This window comes from Staphylococcus sp. LCT-H4, from assembly GCF_001866145.1.
Taxonomy (GTDB): domain Bacteria; phylum Bacillota; class Bacilli; order Staphylococcales; family Staphylococcaceae; genus Staphylococcus; species Staphylococcus succinus.
Map to the genome: position 1 here is coordinate 730,798 of NZ_MODY01000002.1, position 17,398 is coordinate 748,195.

Sequence of the window (17,398 nt, forward strand, 5' to 3'; positions counted from 1 at the left end):
ATCCATGATGAATGTGTAAGTATGTTAAATGAATAAATAGGCGTAAAGCTATACTTGTGTTAAAATTTAAGAGTTAAATTCACAATTTCAACATAAAATCTAAGAGAGATCTAACCAACTGTCGATAATGCATTAGCGTTAGATTTACCTTTTGCAATATTAAAAAATAAATACTATAAATATTGTATATATAGAAGATGAAAGATAAGAATTGAAAAGTTATAAAATGATGAGAATCATATGTTTAATTAAGTACGAAATATAATTAAAAGTAAGAAACTATTAAAAGGATTGTGAAATATTATTATGACGAACCAAACTCCAATGATGCAACAATATTTAAAAATAAAATCACAATATCAAGATTGTCTATTATTTTTTAGATTAGGCGATTTTTATGAAATGTTTTTTGATGATGCTAAAGAGGCTTCGAGAGTATTAGAAATTACATTAACTAAGCGTGATGCTAAAAAAGAAGACCCTATACCTATGTGTGGCGTTCCTTATCATTCTGCGGACGGTTACATTGAAACGTTAATAAATAATGGATACAAGGTAGCTATTTGTGAACAAATGGAAGATGCTAAACAAACTAAAGGCATGGTTCGACGCGAAGTAGTAAGAATAGTGACGCCTGGTACAGTCATGGATCAAGGGGGCGTAGATGAAAAACAAAACAACTATATATTAAGCTTTTTAACCCATAATAATGCATTTGCGCTAAGTTATTGCGATGTTTCAACGGGCGAATTGAAAGTTACACACTTTGAAGATGAAGCGACGCTAATTAATGAAATTACAACTATTAATCCTAATGAAATAGTTGTGAATCAAGAAATAAATGAAGCATTAAAACGTCAAATTAGTTTGACAACTGAAACAATAACAGTACTTTCTGAGCTTTCAGATGCACAATATCAAGCCAATACGATGTCGGAAACCCATTTATATCAAGCGACGCAATTATTACTTGATTATATCTATCATACTCAAAAAAGAGATTTATCACATATTGAGTCAGTTATTAAATATGAAGCGGTCGATTTTATGAAAATGGACTTTTACGCTAAACGAAATCTAGAATTAACAGAGAGTATGAGACTTAAAACTAAAAAGGGCACCTTATTATGGTTGATGGATGAAACGAAAACACCTATGGGCGCGAGACGTTTGAAACAATGGATCGATCGACCATTAATTCATAAACAGCAAATAGAAGCACGTTTAAACACAGTAGAACAGTTTATCAATCATTTTATTGAACGAGACACTTTGAGAAATCATTTAAATCAAGTATATGATATTGAACGGTTAGTCGGGCGTGTCAGTTACGGAAACGTGAATGCACGTGATTTGATACAACTCAAACACTCTATATCAGAAATTCCTAACATCAAGCATTTATTAGGGGATTTTGATGAGCAAATGACAGAGCAATTTAAAGCGCTAGAACCATTAGATGATTTATTAATGTTATTGGAAGATAGTTTAAAAGAAGAACCACCTATTTCTGTGAAAGAAGGCGGATTGTTCAAAGCTGGTTTTAATTCAGAGTTAGATGAATACTTAGAAGCTTCTAAAAATGGGAAATCTTGGTTAGCAGAGTTACAGGCTAAAGAACGTCAACGTACAGGTATTAAATCCTTAAAAATTAGTTTTAATAAAGTATTCGGGTATTTTATTGAAATTACTAGGGCAAATTTACAAGGATTTGATCCGACAGCTTTTGGTTATCATAGGAAACAGACATTGTCTAATGCTGAACGTTTCATTACAGATGAATTAAAAGAAAAAGAAGACATTATTCTTGGAGCTGAAGATAAGGCGATAGAGTTAGAATACCAATTATTCGTCCGTTTAAGAGAAGAAATAAAAATGTATACAGAGCGATTACAGAAACAAGCAAAAGTGATTTCAGAACTGGATTGCTTACAAAGTTTTGCTGAAATAGCTCAAAAATATAATTATGCGCGTCCAAGTTTTAGTGAAGATAAGACATTGCAGCTGACGCATTCACGTCACCCTGTGGTTGAACGTGTAATGGATTACAACGATTATGTGCCTAATGATTGTAAGTTAAATAATGATTCATTCATATATCTTATTACAGGGCCTAATATGTCTGGTAAATCAACTTACATGCGACAAGTCGCAATTATTAGTATCATGGCACAAATGGGTGCATATGTACCTTGTGAAGCAGCAATACTACCAGTATTTGATCAAATTTTCACGAGAATTGGTGCAGCTGACGATTTAGTATCTGGTAAAAGTACATTCATGGTAGAAATGCTTGAGGCTCAAAAAGCACTTGCACACGCTACTGAAAATAGTTTGATTATATTTGATGAAATAGGACGAGGTACATCCACATATGATGGACTAGCACTTGCACAAGCGATGATTGAATACGTTGCCACGACTTCTCATGCAAAAACACTTTTCTCTACACACTATCACGAATTAACCTCACTCGATCAATCGTTAACATGTTTGAAAAATGTACATGTGGCTGCGAATGAGTATAAAGGGGAACTTATCTTTCTCCATAAAGTTAAAGATGGCGCAGTAGACGATAGTTATGGTATCCAAGTAGCAAAACTGGCAAACCTTCCAGAGGAAGTTATTGAACGGGCACAGGTTATTTTGAATGCATTTGAACAAAATGATAAGGAAGCTAATCATGTTGTAGTTAATACACTAAAAACAGATGCTATACAAGATCAAGATACACAACATGCCGCAATAGTTGAGGAGTCGAGTACGGAATATCAAAATAAGACAACACAACAAGCGCAAAGCCATCAATTCGAACAAACAGAATTCGATTTATTTGATACGCCAGTAGAACAAAGTAAAGTAGAAAATGAACTTAAGTCATTGAATCTATCTAATATGACGCCAATTGAAGCGTTAGTAAAGCTTAGCGAATTACAAAATCAGTTGAAATAGAGGTGAAGTCCAATGGGGAAAATCAAAGAATTACAGACATCATTAGCAAATAAAATTGCTGCTGGAGAAGTAGTTGAACGTCCTGGCTCAGTAGTTAAAGAGTTGTTGGAGAATGCCATAGACGCCCAAGCGACTGAAATCAATATAGAGGTTGAACAATCTGGAGTTTCGTCTATTAGAGTCGTCGATAACGGCACTGGAATACAGACCGAAGACCTTGGTCTAGTCTTTCATCGTCACGCGACAAGTAAATTAGATGAAGATGATGATTTATTCCACATACGCACACTTGGGTTTCGTGGAGAAGCATTAGCCAGTATATCATCAGTAGCCAAAGTAACATTGAAAACTTGTACAGATAATGAAGAAGGGCAAGAGATTTATGTGGAAAATGGTGAACTCTTAAATCATAAACCCGCTAAGGCTAAAAGAGGCACAGATATTTTAGTTGAATCTTTATTTTATAATACGCCGGCACGTTTGAAATATATTAAAAGTTTGTATACTGAACTAGGTAAGATTACAGATATTGTTAACCGTATGGCAATGAGTCACCCTGATATACGTATTTCACTTGTTTCTGATGGTAAAACAATTATTAAAACAAATGGGTCGGGACGTACCAATGAAGTGATGTCGGAAATTTATGGTATGAAAGTGGCTAAAGACTTAGTGCATATTACTGGAGATACAAGTGATTATCATTTAGAGGGTTTTGTAGCTAAGCCAGAACATTCAAGAAGTAACAATCATTATATATCTATCTTTATTAACGGAAGATATATTAAAAATTTTCTGTTAAACAAAGCTATTTTAGAAGGTTATCATACATTATTGACGATTGGCAGATTCCCAATATGTTACATCAATATTGAAATGGATCCCATTCTGGTTGATGTGAACGTGCATCCTACTAAGTTAGAAGTAAGGTTATCAAAAGAAGACCAACTATTTGAGCTAATTGTAGAAAAAATCCGTGAAGCATTTAAGGATAGAATATTAATTCCGCAAAATGACATGGATAAACTAAATAAAAAAAATAAAGTGTTAGATAACTTTGAACAACAAAAAATAGATTTTGAAAAACGTAAGCAGCAAGCAGCTCAAACACATCATGACAAGGTACAACGTTCTGATGGTGAGACGGAGGATAAAGCTTTTGAACAATCTGCACCATCTGAAGCAATGACCACGAATAACTTTAATCATTCTTATATAAAAGAAGAACCGTATAGTGATGATGCATATACGCAGTCACAAAGAGAAGTTTTGTTTGATATGGACGATGTACAAGAAGCGTCAGTAGATCAATTAAATGATACATCTGATGTCAAAGGTAGTGTTAGTCAAGATCCGACGAGACGTGTGCCTTATATGGAAATTGTAGGGCAAGTACATGGGACGTATATTATTGCTCAAAATGAACAAGGTATGTTTATGATTGATCAACATGCAGCACAAGAACGGATTAAATATGAATATTTTAGAGAAAAAATAGGTGAAGTATCAAACGAAGTTCAAAATTTACTAATACCGTTAACATTCCATTTTTCAAAAGATGAACTCATACTTATTCAACAATATAAAGAAGAATTAGATAAAGTGGGGGTTCATTTGGAACCATTTGGCGGCCATGATTACATCGTAGATAGTTATCCAGTATGGTTTCCTAAAGCAGAAGCTGAAGAAATTATTAAAGATATGATTGAATATGTTTTAGAACATAAAAAAGTTGATGTTAAAAAAATCCGGGAAGATGCAGCAATTATGATGAGTTGTAAAAAATCCATCAAGGCCAATCATTACTTGAAAAATAATGAAATGGCAGACCTGGTTAACCAATTACGTGAAACTGAAGACCCATTTACATGTCCGCACGGCAGACCGATTATTATTAATTTTTCAAACTATGAAATAGAACGACTATTTAAACGTATCATGTAGGAGGTTAGTGGATTGAAGCCATATATTTTACCAGCAGTTCGGTCAATGAAGGATTTAGAAAAACTCACTCAAACAGATTATAAGGAATGTGTGTTACTGGATACGCATATTGGTCATGTTAAAAGTATCATGGAATTATTAAAGAAAAATCATGTAGAAACATATATGCATATTGATTTAATTAAAGGTATGAGCCATGATGAATTTGCATGTGAGTATATCATACAAAACTATCACCCTAAGGGGATTGTTTCTACTAAGACAAAAGTGATTAATAAAGCGAAAGCATTAAATACTATAACTGTATTTCGTGTCTTTATATTAGATAGTCATGCGTTGAATAGAAGTATTGAACTTATTAAACGTGTAGAACCAGATTTTGTAGAAGTATTGCCAGGTATCGCAACTAAAGCAATACAAATTATTAATGAAGAAACGGACACATCTGTCATCGCAGGTGGATTAATTAATGATATCGAAGAAGTGGATGTTGCAATAGAAAATGGAGCGAAATATATTACAACTAGTGATCGTAAATTATGGTAAAGCCACACTTCTGCAAAATGAATATGATAAAATAACCTTCTATCTTAACTCAAGTAGACCAGATTAGTATATAAACGTTTGATATCATAAATATAACTATAAAAGTTAGCAATCGATGAGAGTACTTTCAGTATGTATTAACAGCTGGACGCTATAAATTCTAGTCGACTTGCTAACTTTTTTGATTTTTTAAGGAAAATTTTTAAATATAAATTATAATAATATTTATAATAGATAGGTGGTGTAATATGATTAAACCAATGCGATTACAAAAAGGTGATACAGTTGCTATTGTATCATTGTCATCTGGGTTAGCAGGTGAAGATGCAATAGTGTGGCGTACATATCAAGGGATAACACGATTACAAAATGTTTTTGGACTTAATGTTAAAGTGATGCCTAATGCACTCAAGGGAATTGCATATATTCGAGCACATCCAGAACAACGTGCAGCAGATTTAAATGACGCACTTAGAGATGATGAAGTAAAAGCAATCATCAGTTGTATTGGTGGGGATGACGCTATAAGGATTGCGCCATACGTTGATTTTAAAGCAATTCGAAAGCATCCAAAAATATTTATAGGGTATTCAGACACGACATCGGTACATATGATGTTTTACAAAATGGGCATTGTTAGTTTTTATGGTCCTGCATTATTGACAGATTTTGCAGAAAATATAGAAATGGATGCATATACAATTGACTATTTGAAGAAATGTTTGTTTTATACTGACCCTATCAATGAAATTATACCAGCTTTATACACTAGAATGAATGATATAGAGTGGAAAGAAAAAAATAAAAATATGGCACGGACAATACGTAACCAAGGTGGGTATGAGCTTCTCTGTGGTGAAGGGATTAGGCGTGGACATTTAATTGGAGGTAATCTAGAAACATTTGTAAGCTTGTTATCAACCAATCTTTTCCCAGACAAACAACATTTTAAGAATGCTATTTTATTTTTGGAAACTTCTGAAGACACGCCAACTCCTCAAGCATTTGCTGACGATTTAATGTGTTTATTAAATGAAGGTGTATTTGAACATTTGAATGGTATTATTGTGGGTAAACCATTCAATAATCTTTATTACACTGAATATAAAGCAGAGCTTTTAAAAATTATAGAAAAAAGTGAAAACAAACACATTTCAATTCTTTTTAATTTATCATTTGGGCATTGCGAACCCAAACACAGCTTACCTTATGGTGTATTGGCAGAAATAAATTGTAGTGAAAAAAGTTTTGAGATTATTGAAAGTTCTGTGGTTGACGGTTAAATTGTGTCTAATTATTTACAAAAAACATTGACAACGCTTACAAATGAAGTGTAAGATAATATCAAGTTAATAATTTAGAACAGAGATGGGAGATTTCTACAGTAATTAAACCGGTGGTTCGAAACTGGGTATAATTGTAGGAATCTCTCTGTCTTTTTAGGAGGAGTCTCTATGAGTTTATATTTTGCTGAATTTTTGGGAACAGCAATCCTAGTATTATTTGGGGGAGGTGTTTGTGCCAATGTGAATTTGAAAAAAAGTGCCGGTAACGGTGCGGATTGGATTGTAATTGCTGCGGGTTGGGGGCTTGCAGTAACAATGGGTGTTTATGCAGTTGGGAATATATCTGGTGCCCATTTGAATCCTGCTGTAACGCTAGCTTTTGCTATGGATGGTGGAATTAGTTGGGCAATGGTTCCTGGTTTCATTATTTGTCAGATGCTTGGTGGTATTGTTGGTGGTGCATTGGTTTGGCTAATGTACTTAGCGCATTGGAAACAAACAGAAGATCAAGGTGCAAAATTAGGTGTATTTTCTACAGCGCCAGCTATAAAAAATTATTTTGCTAACTTTTTAAGTGAAATAATTGGAACAGCTATACTTACATTAGGTTTGATGTTTATTGGTACTAATAAAATTGCTGACGGTTTAAATCCGTTAATCGTTGGTGGGTTGATTGTTGCAATTGGTTTAAGCCTAGGCGGGCCAACGGGTTATGCCATTAATCCTGCTCGTGATTTAGGACCACGTATTGCACACGCAATTTTACCGATAGCCGGTAAAGGAAAATCCAACTGGAGTTATGCAATTGTCCCTGTTCTTGGACCTATTACAGGTGGTATGATAGGAGCAGTGATTTATAGATTATTCTATAAAGGTGCATTTGATGCTATGTCTATAGTTGCAATCATATTATTAATTGTAACTTGTGTACTAGGCATCGCTTTAAATAAATCGAAAAATGCTAAAGGCATTGAATCTATTTATTAATGAGATCAATTCGTCCTGTTTATATATTCGACTATAAACAGGTCTTGTCTTGTGAATTTTTAAGAGTTTGAGCATGAACGTTGAGGGTATTGGATAATAATGTGTACAGTTGAATTGTAATGATAATTAATTTACATATATTATTCAGACTAAAACGGATCGAAAGGGAGAGTATAATTATGGAAAAATTTATTTTATCAATTGACCAAGGCACAACGAGTTCTAGAGCGATTCTATTTGATAAAGATGGAAAAATTAAAGGTGTAGCGCAACGTGAGTTTAAACAATATTTTCCTAAATCAGGCTGGGTTGAACATGATGCAAATGAAATATGGACATCAGTTTTAGCGGTAATAGCAGAAGTGCTTAATGAAGAAAATGTTGGTGCAGAACAAATTGCAGGCATTGGTATTACAAACCAACGTGAAACAACAGTGGTTTGGGATAAAAATACAGCGCGTCCAATTTACCATGCAATTGTATGGCAATCACGTCAAACACAAGGAATTTGTCAAAATCTAAAAGACCAAGGCTTAGAAGATAAATTCCGCGAAAAAACAGGACTCTTATTAGATCCGTATTTTGCAGGTACAAAAGTAAAATGGATACTTGATAATGTCGAAGGTGCTAGAGAAAAAGCTGACAATGGCGATTTATTATTCGGTACGATTGATTCATGGTTAGTTTGGAAATTATCTGGTGGAAAAGCACATATTACAGATTATACGAATGCGAGTCGTACATTAATCTATAATATTCATGATTTAGAGTGGGATCAAGAATTATTAGATATTTTAGAAATACCTAATTCAATGTTACCAGAGGTTAAAGCATCAAGTGATGTGTATGCGAATACCATCGATTATCATTTCTTTGGTGAAGAAGTGCCAATAGCAGGTATTGCAGGTGACCAACAAGCTGCATTATTCGGGCAAGCGTGTTTCAACCGTGGTGATGTGAAAAACACTTACGGTACAGGTGGTTTCATGTTAATGAATACTGGTGAAGAGGCTGTATCTTCTAAGAGTGGTTTGTTAACTACAATTGCTTATGGTTTAGACGGAAAAGTAAATTATGCACTTGAAGGTTCAATTTTTGTATCGGGTTCAGCGATTCAGTGGTTACGAGATGGATTAAGAATGATTAATTCTGCGCCTCAATCAGAAAATTATGCAGAACGTGTAGAATCCTCAGAAGGCGTATATGTCGTTCCTGCATTTGTAGGTTTAGGTACACCATACTGGGATGCAGAAGCTCGCGGTGCTATCTTCGGTTTAACACGTGGTACAGAAAAAGAACATTTTATTCGTGCAACACTAGAATCTCTTTGTTATCAAACACGTGATGTATTAGAAGCGATGGAAAAAGATTCTGACATCACTGTAAATAATTTACGTGTAGATGGTGGCGCGGTTAAGAATAATTTCATCATGCAATTCCAAGCAGACTTACTTAATTTAGGTGTAGAACGTCCAGAGATAAACGAAACAACAGCTTTAGGTGCTGCATATCTTGCAGGATTAGCAGTTGGATATTGGGACAGTAAAGATGAGATTGCAGATCGTTGGAAGCTTGAAAAAGAATTTAAACCTGAAATGGAAGAAAAAGAAAGAGAACGATTATATAAAGGCTGGAAAAAAGCTGTAGAAGCTACACAAGTCTTTAAAATAGAAGAAGAATAAAAAGTTAGACTAAAAGTTGTTAGTTATGCTACAATATGGGTAAGTTAATAATATCAAGATGAGAAGTGAGAGATTCTGTTCGTACAATTTATATATGTATGGGATAGGTCTCTCTTTTTTTATTATTTTAGGAGGCGCTAGATTTTATGAGTTTATCAACGTTAAAAAGAGAGCAAATAAAGAAAGATTTAAAAAACGATTCTTATGATGTTGTAATTATCGGTGGTGGTATTACAGGTGCAGGAATCGCTTTAGATGCTAGTGAAAGAGGCATGAAAGTAGCTTTAGTAGAAATGCAAGACTTTGCTCAAGGGACAAGTTCACGTTCTACTAAATTAGTACATGGTGGCCTACGTTATTTAAAACAATTACAAGTAGGTGTCGTAGCTGAAACTGGTCGTGAACGTGCGATTGTTTATGAAAATGGACCTCACGTAACTACACCAGAACGTATGTTATTACCATTGCATAAAGGCGGATCTATGGGCAAATTTACTACATCGATCGGTTTAGGCGTTTATGATAGATTAGCAGGCGTAAAAAAAGCTGAACGTAAAAAAATGTTAAATGCAAAAGAAACACTTGAAAAAGAACCATTAGTTAAAAAAGATGGTCTTAAAGGTGGCGGTAGTTATGTAGAATATCGTACAGATGATGCGCGTTTAACAATTGAAGTTATGAAACGTGCCGAAGAAAAAGGCGCTACAATTATAAATCATACGAAATCAGTACATTTCACATACGATTCAAAAGAAACTGTTAATGGTATTCATGTTGAGGACCAAATTAATGGCGAAACATATCCAATTAAAGCTAAAAAAGTTATTAACGCAAGTGGTCCGTGGGTAGATGAAGTTCGTAGTGGTGATTACGCACGTAATAACAAACAATTACGTTTAACTAAAGGTGTTCACATTGTTATTGATCAATCTAACTTCCCATTAGGCCAAGCAGTATACTTTGATACTGAAAAAGACGGTCGTATGATCTTCGCTATTCCACGTGAAGGTAAAGCTTATGTGGGTACAACAGATACGTTTTACGATAATAACAAAACAGCACCATTAGTGACACAAGAGGACAGAGATTATCTTATTGAAGCTGTAAACTATATGTTCCCAGATGTGAATGTGACAGATGATGACATTGAATCATCATGGGCAGGTATCAGACCATTAATCTTAGAAGAAGGAAAAGATCCTTCAGAAATTTCACGTAAAGATGAAGTTTGGGAAGGTAAATCTGGACTATTAACTATCGCTGGTGGTAAATTAACAGGCTATCGTCACATGGCTTTAGAAATTGTTGATTTATTAGCAAAACGTTTGAAATCAGAATATAATCTTAAATTCAAAGCTTGCGAAACAAAACACTTAACTATCTCAGGTGGAGATGTAGGTGGTAGTAAAAACTTTGATAAATTCATTGAGAAAAAAGTTGAAGAAGCCAAAGCTTACCAATTAGATGAAGCGACTGCACGTCATTTTGCTTCTAAATACGGTTCTAATGCTGAAGATTTATTCAAGATTGCTCAAACTGCTAAATATCAAGAAACAGGCTTACCATTAGAGATATATACTGAATTAATTTATTCAATTCAAAATGAAATGGTTTATCGTCCGACTGATTTCTTCGTGCGTCGTACTGGTAAACTTTACTTCAAGATTGAAGACGTTTTAAATTATAAAGATCATGTTATCGAAGTAATGGCTGAGTTACTAGGCTACTCAAATGTAGAAAAAGCGCAATATACAAAAGAGTTACAAACTGCCATTGATGAAGCGCAAACTGGTAATGATCAACCAGCAGTAAAAGAATAAATTCAGATTAAAATGAATAGATTTTAATTATCACTAAAACTGCTAACTTATTTAAGTTAGCAGTTTTTTTATCAGTAAAAATTTTAAATAGTATGATTAAAATGCTTGTTGATTCATAGAGTGTAGTGTTTGAATTATACTTTGAAGGTTAACGTTTGGCTTACAATTTGATAAGATTGTATTATGAATATATTGTATAATATAAGAAAATCGAAATGATGCATGGTTTGGGGGAAGAAACATGAATCGAAATGATTTTAATATCACGGTTTCAGATGGCACAATGGTAGAAGTTAGGTTGAACAAAGCTAAAAAAGAAACAATCGGTGTCATTCATTTGCTACATGGCATGGCTGAATATATGGATAGGTATGATCGGCTTGTAGAATCATTAAATTATCAAGGTTATGATGTGATTCGTCATAACCATAGAGGTCATGGGAAAGAAATAGATGAAAAAACACGTGGCCATATCGATGATCTAAGCCAAGTTGCAGATGACACTTATGAAATCGCGCAAACAGTTTGTACGAACTACGCAAATATCCCATATATTATGATTGGTCATTCAATGGGCTCGATTGTTGGTCGTATATTCGCACAAAAATACCCAGACGCTGCACAAGGTTTAATCTTAACGGGTACGATACAATACCCTATATATTTAGGAGTGCCGCTGCGCATATTGTTGAAAGTGATTATGTTATTAACAGGGAAAACACGTCGCTTAAAATGGGCGAACCAATTAATGTATAAGACATTTAATAAAAATGTAAAACAACTAAAGACTTCAAGTGATTGGCTGTCTAGCGATCCCAATGAAGTAGAACGATTTATTAAAGATCCTTATACTGGCTTTTTAGTGTCTAATCAACTCATTTATCAAACTATAAAGCATATGATTGCCACAAGTCGTTTGAAGCATATCAAAATGATGAACCAAGACTTACCTATTTTACTCATATCAGGGAAAGATGATTCGTTAGGTGGGTATGGTAAAGGGATAAGAACACTAGGTCAGCGCTATAAAAAGTGCGGTATTAAGCATATTACCGTGCAATTGTATAAAAATAAAAGACACGAAGTTTTATTTGAAAAAGACTACGCTAATACATGGCAACATATGTATGAATGGATAGAAAAACAAATCTTAAAAAAGAATGGTAAGGCAGAAAAATAATATAAGAGAGTTGATACACGTGCATAACGATAAGCAGTTTTTAATTGTGCTTGTAGGGCCAACAGCAGTGGGTAAAACTGAATTTAGTATCGAATTGGCTAAAAAGTTTAATGGAGAAATAATCAGTGGAGATTCGATGCAAGTTTATAAAAAAATGGATATTGGTACGGCTAAAATTACGCAAGAAGAAATGTCAGGCGTCCCTCATCATATGATTGATATATTAGAACCAGATGATGCATTTTCTGCGTATGATTTTAAAAATAGAGCACAACGGTTAATTAATGAAATTACTGAAAGAGGTAATATTCCTATTATTGCTGGCGGGACAGGTCTTTATATTCAATCGCTTATCTACGATTACGCGTTCGAAGACGAAGTGGTTTCAAAGGAACGGGCAGATGAAGTAACAGCTCAGTTACATGAGTTAGATCAACTAACTAATGAAGACTTACATCAATATTTGTCGCGTTTCGATGAAGCTTCAGCCCAGGCGATTCATCCGAATAATCGGAAAAGAGTACGAAGAGCGATTGAATATTATTTGAAAACAAAAAAACTTTTAAGTTCGCGTAAGAAAGTACAACAATTCACTGAAAATTATGATACATTATTAATAGGGATAGAAATGTCGCGCGAAACATTATATCAAAGAATTAATAAACGTGTAGATATTATGTTACAGCGTGGATTACTAAATGAAGTGAGTCAGCTCGTTGAACATGGATATGAATCATGTCAAAGTATGCAAGCGATTGGCTATAAAGAAATGATACCAGTGGTCAAATATGATGCAGATCTTGTTGCAGCGACAGATAAATTAAAGCAACATTCTAGAAATTATGCAAAACGACAAATGACTTGGTTTAAAAATAAGCTCGACGTAGCTTGGTTAGACAGAGAGAACATGTCACTTTCATTAATGTTAGATGAGGTTTCAGCCCAAATAAAGAAAAGGAGTACATAACATGAATACATTAGAAAACATCCAAGACAAATTCCTAGGGCAATTTAAGACTGAAAAAACAAAAGTGATTGTATTTTTAGTCAACGGATTTCAAATGAAAGGTATTATTGAAGCATATGATAAGGACTTAGTATGTTTATTATCACAAGGGAAACAACACTTAATATATAAACATGCTATCAGTACATTCACAATTGATGATACGGAGGCATAGTGATAATACAAGTTTAACAACTTAACCAACTTAAAAGTCTAAAAAAGCTACGTTAGATAATAAATATCTAGCGTAGCTTTGATTTTTGAACAACTTAATTTACCATTGCATTTTTTTAGATAATAAAGTATTAATAGATAGCTATAGTAAGGCTTCGATTTCAGCTTCAATTTGATTAGGTTTCTTTTGTGGTGAAAAACGCTTCACGACGTTACCATCTTTATTAACTAAGAACTTTGTGAAATTCCATTTGATTTTCTCATTTAAAAAACCATTTTGTTCTTCAGTTAAAAATTTAAATAAGGGATGTTGATTTTCACCTTTAACATCGACTTTTTCATGCATTGGAAAAGTTACCCCATAATTGATTTTGCAATTTTGTGTTGCTTCTTCACCTGTACCTGGTTCTTGTCCCCCAAATTGGTTACAAGGAAAACCTAACACAACAAAGGACTGATCATTATACTTTTCATATAAATGTTGTAATCCTTCAAATTGTGGTGTGAAGCCACATTCACTCGCTGTATTTACAATTAGTATAGTTTGACCGCGATATTTATCTAATTTATATGTGTCGCCATTTGGCTTTTTGACTTCTATATCATAAATTGTCATTGTAATTCACCTCTTAATCATAATTTAACACAAAATGCCTCTATAGTCTTTATAAAGACACTGTGATAGAATGACTAAGAAACTTTGAAAAGAGGTGTATGTTATGTCCCAGCAACTAACACATAATACTGAAAAACGATTAGAGACTGCGATTTTAGTTGGAGTACATGCGCAATCAGAAGATGAATTTAATTTCGATTCAACAATGGAGGAATTAGCTTCATTATCTGAGACATGTCAACTTAACGTACAAGAACAATTTACCCAAAATAGACAACGGTTTGATCATAAATATTATGTAGGTAAAGGTAAGTTGCAAGATATTCAGGCTTACATTGAGCACCATGATATAGATGTAGTGGTTGCAAATGATGAGTTGACAACTGCCCAATCTAAAACCTTGAATGATAATTTAAATGTTAAAATTATCGATAGAACCCAATTAATATTAGAAATTTTTGCTTTAAGAGCGCGTAGCAAAGAAGGTAAATTACAAGTGGAGCTGGCTCAATTAGATTATTTAATGCCGAGATTACAAGGTCATGGGCGTAGTCTATCACGCTTAGGAGGCGGTATCGGTACGAGAGGCCCAGGGGAAACGAAACTTGAAATGGACAGACGCCATATTAGAACAAGAATGAATGAAATAAAACACCAATTAGAAACAGTGGTCGAACATCGAGAACGTTATCGTAATAAACGTGAACAAAATCATGTCTTCCAAGTTGCTTTAGTAGGTTATACCAATGCTGGAAAGTCATCGTGGTTTAATGCGTTAGCACGAGAAACAACATTTGAAAAAAACTTGCTATTTGCAACACTTGATCCCAAAACAAGACAGATACAAATTAATAATGGTTTTAATTTAATTATTTCTGATACTGTAGGTTTTATTCAGAAATTACCTACTACATTGATTGCAGCTTTTAAATCAACGCTCGAAGAAGCTAAAAGTGCTGATTTATTATTACATGTAGTAGATAGTAGTCATCCTGAATATAGGGCGCAGTATGACACAGTAAACCAAATCATTAAAGATTTAGATATGGGGCATATACCCCAAGCTATAATCTATAATAAGAAAGATTTGCACGAAGGTACGATTCCAACTACAAATAAACCGTCTGTTTTTGTATCTAGTAAAGACGAAGCCGATATAGAAAAAGTCAAAGCTTTACTATATGAACAAGTTAAACGTACATTAACATATTATGAAGAAAATGTACCGAGTACAAATGCTGATCGATTATACTTTTTAAAGCAACATACACTTGTATCTGAGTTAACATTTAATGAAGGTGATGCTTCGTATACTCTGAAAGGATACAAAAAAGAATAGAAGGAAGTAATGAATATATGAATGATATGAATCAATTGATAGCTGAGGTTGAAACAACATTGACGCCTTATTTTAAAGACATAGAAGCGACTGCATATGCCAACCAAGAAAAAGTGTTAGATGCGTTTCATGCAGTGAAAGCTACTGAAAGTGATTTACAAGGGACTACTGGTTATGGTTATGATGACTTTGGTAGAGATCACTTGGAAGAAATATATGCAAGAACTTTTAAAGCGGAAGATGCCATTGTACGCCCACAAATTATATCGGGTACGCATGCCATCACGATAGCTTTACAAAGTACATTGAAGTATGGTGATGAACTACTATATATTACAGGTAATCCATATGATACGTTATTAGAAGTTATAGGTATTAATGGCAACGGTATAGAAAGTCTAAAAGAACATGGTGTAGATTATAGGAAAGTAGATTTGAAAGCAGGAAAAATAGATGTTGATCAAGTTATACAAACGATTAATACAACGACTAAAGTGATTGCAATACAACGTTCTAAAGGGTATGACCAGCGCCCATCAATACCGTTAGACGAAATTGAGTCAGCCATACAAATGATTAAAAGTCTATATCCTGAGATTATTATATTTGTAGATAACTGTTATGGCGAATTTGTTGAAGCGCGTGAACCTATAGAATGTGGTGCAGATTTAATCGCGGGTTCTTTAATTAAGAATCCTGGTGGTGGATTAGCAAAAATAGGTGGTTATATCGCAGGAAAAGCGTCATTAATAGCTAGATGTGGTTATCGTTTAACAGCACCTGGTATAGGTAAAGAAGCGGGGGCATCTCTCAACTCATTACAGGAAATGTACCAAGGTTTCTTTTTAGCGCCCCATGTTGTCAGTCAAAGTTTAAAAGGCGCACTATTTACTAGTCTTCTTTTAGAAAAAATGAATATGCGTACGCAACCTAAATATAATGAGCCAAGAACAGACTTAATTCAAACAGTTGAATTTGATACAAAAGAACAAATGATACAATTTTGTCAAAGCATTCAACACGCTTCTCCAATCAATGCACACTTTAGCCCAGAACCTGCTTATATGCCGGGGTATGAAGATGATGTCATTATGGCGGCAGGTACGTTTATACAAGGATCTTCTATCGAGTTGTCGGCAGATGGTCCGATACGTCCACCTTATGAAGCATACGTCCAAGGCGGTCTCACATATGAACATGTTAAATTAGCGGTATCAAGAGCAGCTAAACGTCTTCAATCTGAAAATTTAATATAAACTTTTAGAAATCCATATTTTCTCAATTTATAAATTGATGGAAATATGGATTTTTTTAAAATAAATTTAAGGAATTTTCAAAATATTCTACTAATAACCAGTGAGAAAGTGCCTTGAAGTCAATGGTAACAAGGGTTGTAGACATAATGTTAGGAAACCTAACATGTCTTTGTATTTATTTCATTTTTGTGCTAAATTTATAACAAGTTCAAAAATAGAGGTGATTGGATTGAAGTCAAATGATACATTACGTCGTAATATGGCTGTCTTCTCTATGAGTGTTGTAACTAAATTGAGCGAATTAACTGCTAGACAAGTTCGCTACTATGAGACACATGAACTGATTAAACCAGAACGTACAGAGGGGAATAAAAGACTCTTTTCATTAAATGATTTGGAACGTCTTTTAGAAATTAAAAGATTGATTGAAAAAGGATTCAATATCAAAGGAATCAAACAGATTATACATAATGAACAAGACCACCTTTCTGCTGATGAACAAGAAACAAGAAAAAAAATGATAGTTGATGCTACACAGAAATCACAACAAGAAGCGATTCCGATAAATCGTGGTGACTTATCTCGTTTTATCAAATAATATTACTGGAGG

14 protein-coding genes are annotated in these 17,398 nt (G+C 34.0%); 13 read left to right on the plus strand and 1 reads right to left on the minus strand.

Annotation, left to right across the window (positions count from 1 at the left end; all coding sequences use genetic code 11):
* Positions 1–327 precede the first annotated feature (327 nt).
* The 10 genes from mutS to hfq all read left to right on the plus strand — a co-directional run bounded on the left by mutS (position 328) and on the right by hfq (position 13,578).
* Entirely contained in the window at positions 328–2,952 is a 2,625-nt protein-coding gene (gene mutS, locus BK821_RS08385; RefSeq protein ID WP_371261098.1) for a DNA mismatch repair protein MutS, read from the plus strand.
* A 12-nt stretch (positions 2,953–2,964) separates the two neighbouring features.
* Positions 2,965–4,896 carry a DNA mismatch repair endonuclease MutL gene (gene mutL / locus BK821_RS08390; protein WP_046836293.1) on the plus strand — a complete coding sequence of 644 codons (1,932 nt, stop codon included), beginning with the start codon at positions 2,965–2,967 and terminating at the stop codon, positions 4,894–4,896.
* 12 nt (positions 4,897–4,908) lie between these two features.
* Positions 4,909–5,442 carry a glycerol-3-phosphate responsive antiterminator gene (locus BK821_RS08395; RefSeq protein ID WP_046836294.1) on the plus strand — a complete coding sequence of 178 codons (534 nt, stop codon included), beginning with the start codon at positions 4,909–4,911 and terminating at the stop codon, positions 5,440–5,442.
* A 248-nt stretch (positions 5,443–5,690) separates the two neighbouring features.
* Positions 5,691–6,725 carry a S66 family peptidase gene (locus BK821_RS08400; protein ID WP_046836295.1) on the plus strand — a complete coding sequence of 345 codons (1,035 nt, stop codon included), beginning with the start codon at positions 5,691–5,693 and terminating at the stop codon, positions 6,723–6,725.
* Between the two features lie 171 nt (positions 6,726–6,896).
* The gene (locus tag BK821_RS08405; RefSeq protein ID WP_046836296.1) at positions 6,897–7,715 is read left to right on the plus strand and encodes an MIP/aquaporin family protein; all 819 of its coding nucleotides are present in this window, start codon (positions 6,897–6,899) and stop codon (positions 7,713–7,715) included.
* Between the two features lie 179 nt (positions 7,716–7,894).
* Positions 7,895–9,397 carry a glycerol kinase GlpK gene (glpK, locus tag BK821_RS08410; RefSeq protein WP_046836297.1) on the plus strand — a complete coding sequence of 501 codons (1,503 nt, stop codon included), beginning with the start codon at positions 7,895–7,897 and terminating at the stop codon, positions 9,395–9,397.
* 146 nt (positions 9,398–9,543) lie between these two features.
* The gene (locus tag BK821_RS08415; protein WP_046836298.1) at positions 9,544–11,217 is read left to right on the plus strand and encodes a glycerol-3-phosphate dehydrogenase/oxidase; all 1,674 of its coding nucleotides are present in this window, start codon (positions 9,544–9,546) and stop codon (positions 11,215–11,217) included.
* Between the two features lie 241 nt (positions 11,218–11,458).
* Positions 11,459–12,397 carry an alpha/beta hydrolase gene (locus BK821_RS08420; RefSeq protein WP_046836299.1) on the plus strand — a complete coding sequence of 313 codons (939 nt, stop codon included), beginning with the start codon at positions 11,459–11,461 and terminating at the stop codon, positions 12,395–12,397.
* A 19-nt stretch (positions 12,398–12,416) separates the two neighbouring features.
* Entirely contained in the window at positions 12,417–13,364 is a 948-nt protein-coding gene (gene miaA / locus BK821_RS08425) for a tRNA (adenosine(37)-N6)-dimethylallyltransferase MiaA (RefSeq protein WP_232772289.1), read from the plus strand.
* A 1-nt stretch (position 13,365) separates the two neighbouring features.
* Positions 13,366–13,578, plus strand: coding sequence for an RNA chaperone Hfq (hfq, locus tag BK821_RS08430; protein WP_046836301.1), 213 nt, complete (start codon positions 13,366–13,368; stop codon positions 13,576–13,578).
* 141 nt (positions 13,579–13,719) lie between these two features.
* Here the strand turns inward: hfq and BK821_RS08435 are convergent, their stop codons facing one another.
* On the minus strand, positions 13,720–14,193 hold the full coding sequence (locus tag BK821_RS08435) for a glutathione peroxidase (RefSeq protein WP_046836302.1): 474 nt from the start codon (positions 14,191–14,193) through the stop codon (positions 13,720–13,722).
* Between the two features lie 103 nt (positions 14,194–14,296).
* On the opposite strand from BK821_RS08435, the gene hflX reads away from it, so the two are divergent.
* From hflX to BK821_RS08450, 3 genes are all read left to right on the plus strand, one after another.
* Positions 14,297–15,532 (plus strand): GTPase HflX, encoded by a 1,236-nt coding sequence (gene hflX, locus BK821_RS08440; protein WP_071331535.1) that lies wholly within the window; start codon positions 14,297–14,299, stop codon positions 15,530–15,532.
* 17 nt (positions 15,533–15,549) lie between these two features.
* Positions 15,550–16,788 carry a methionine gamma-lyase family protein gene (locus BK821_RS08445; protein WP_046836304.1) on the plus strand — a complete coding sequence of 413 codons (1,239 nt, stop codon included), beginning with the start codon at positions 15,550–15,552 and terminating at the stop codon, positions 16,786–16,788.
* A 229-nt stretch (positions 16,789–17,017) separates the two neighbouring features.
* Complete coding sequence (locus tag BK821_RS08450) at positions 17,018–17,386, plus strand: MerR family transcriptional regulator (protein ID WP_103266954.1); 369 nt, start codon at positions 17,018–17,020, stop codon at positions 17,384–17,386.
* Positions 17,387–17,398 lie beyond the last annotated feature (12 nt).

Bases quoted from the DNA above. Each gene is read 5' to 3' on its own strand.
- mutS (WP_371261098.1), top strand. From the start codon at position 328: ATGCAACAATATTTAAAAATAAAATCACAATATCAAGATTGTCTATTA.
- mutL (WP_046836293.1), top strand. From the start codon at position 2,965: ATGGGGAAAATCAAAGAATTACAGACATCATTAGCAAATAAAATTGCT.
- BK821_RS08400 (WP_046836295.1), top strand. From the start codon at position 5,691: ATGATTAAACCAATGCGATTACAAAAAGGTGATACAGTTGCTATTGTA.
- BK821_RS08405 (WP_046836296.1), top strand. From the start codon at position 6,897: ATGAGTTTATATTTTGCTGAATTTTTGGGAACAGCAATCCTAGTATTA.
- glpK (WP_046836297.1), top strand. From the start codon at position 7,895: ATGGAAAAATTTATTTTATCAATTGACCAAGGCACAACGAGTTCTAGA.
- BK821_RS08415 (WP_046836298.1), top strand. From the start codon at position 9,544: ATGAGTTTATCAACGTTAAAAAGAGAGCAAATAAAGAAAGATTTAAAA.
- BK821_RS08420 (WP_046836299.1), top strand. From the start codon at position 11,459: ATGAATCGAAATGATTTTAATATCACGGTTTCAGATGGCACAATGGTA.
- hfq (WP_046836301.1), top strand. From the start codon at position 13,366: ATGAATACATTAGAAAACATCCAAGACAAATTCCTAGGGCAATTTAAG.
- BK821_RS08435 (WP_046836302.1), bottom strand. From the start codon at position 14,193: ATGACAATTTATGATATAGAAGTCAAAAAGCCAAATGGCGACACATAT.
- hflX (WP_071331535.1), top strand. From the start codon at position 14,297: ATGTCCCAGCAACTAACACATAATACTGAAAAACGATTAGAGACTGCG.
- BK821_RS08445 (WP_046836304.1), top strand. From the start codon at position 15,550: ATGAATGATATGAATCAATTGATAGCTGAGGTTGAAACAACATTGACG.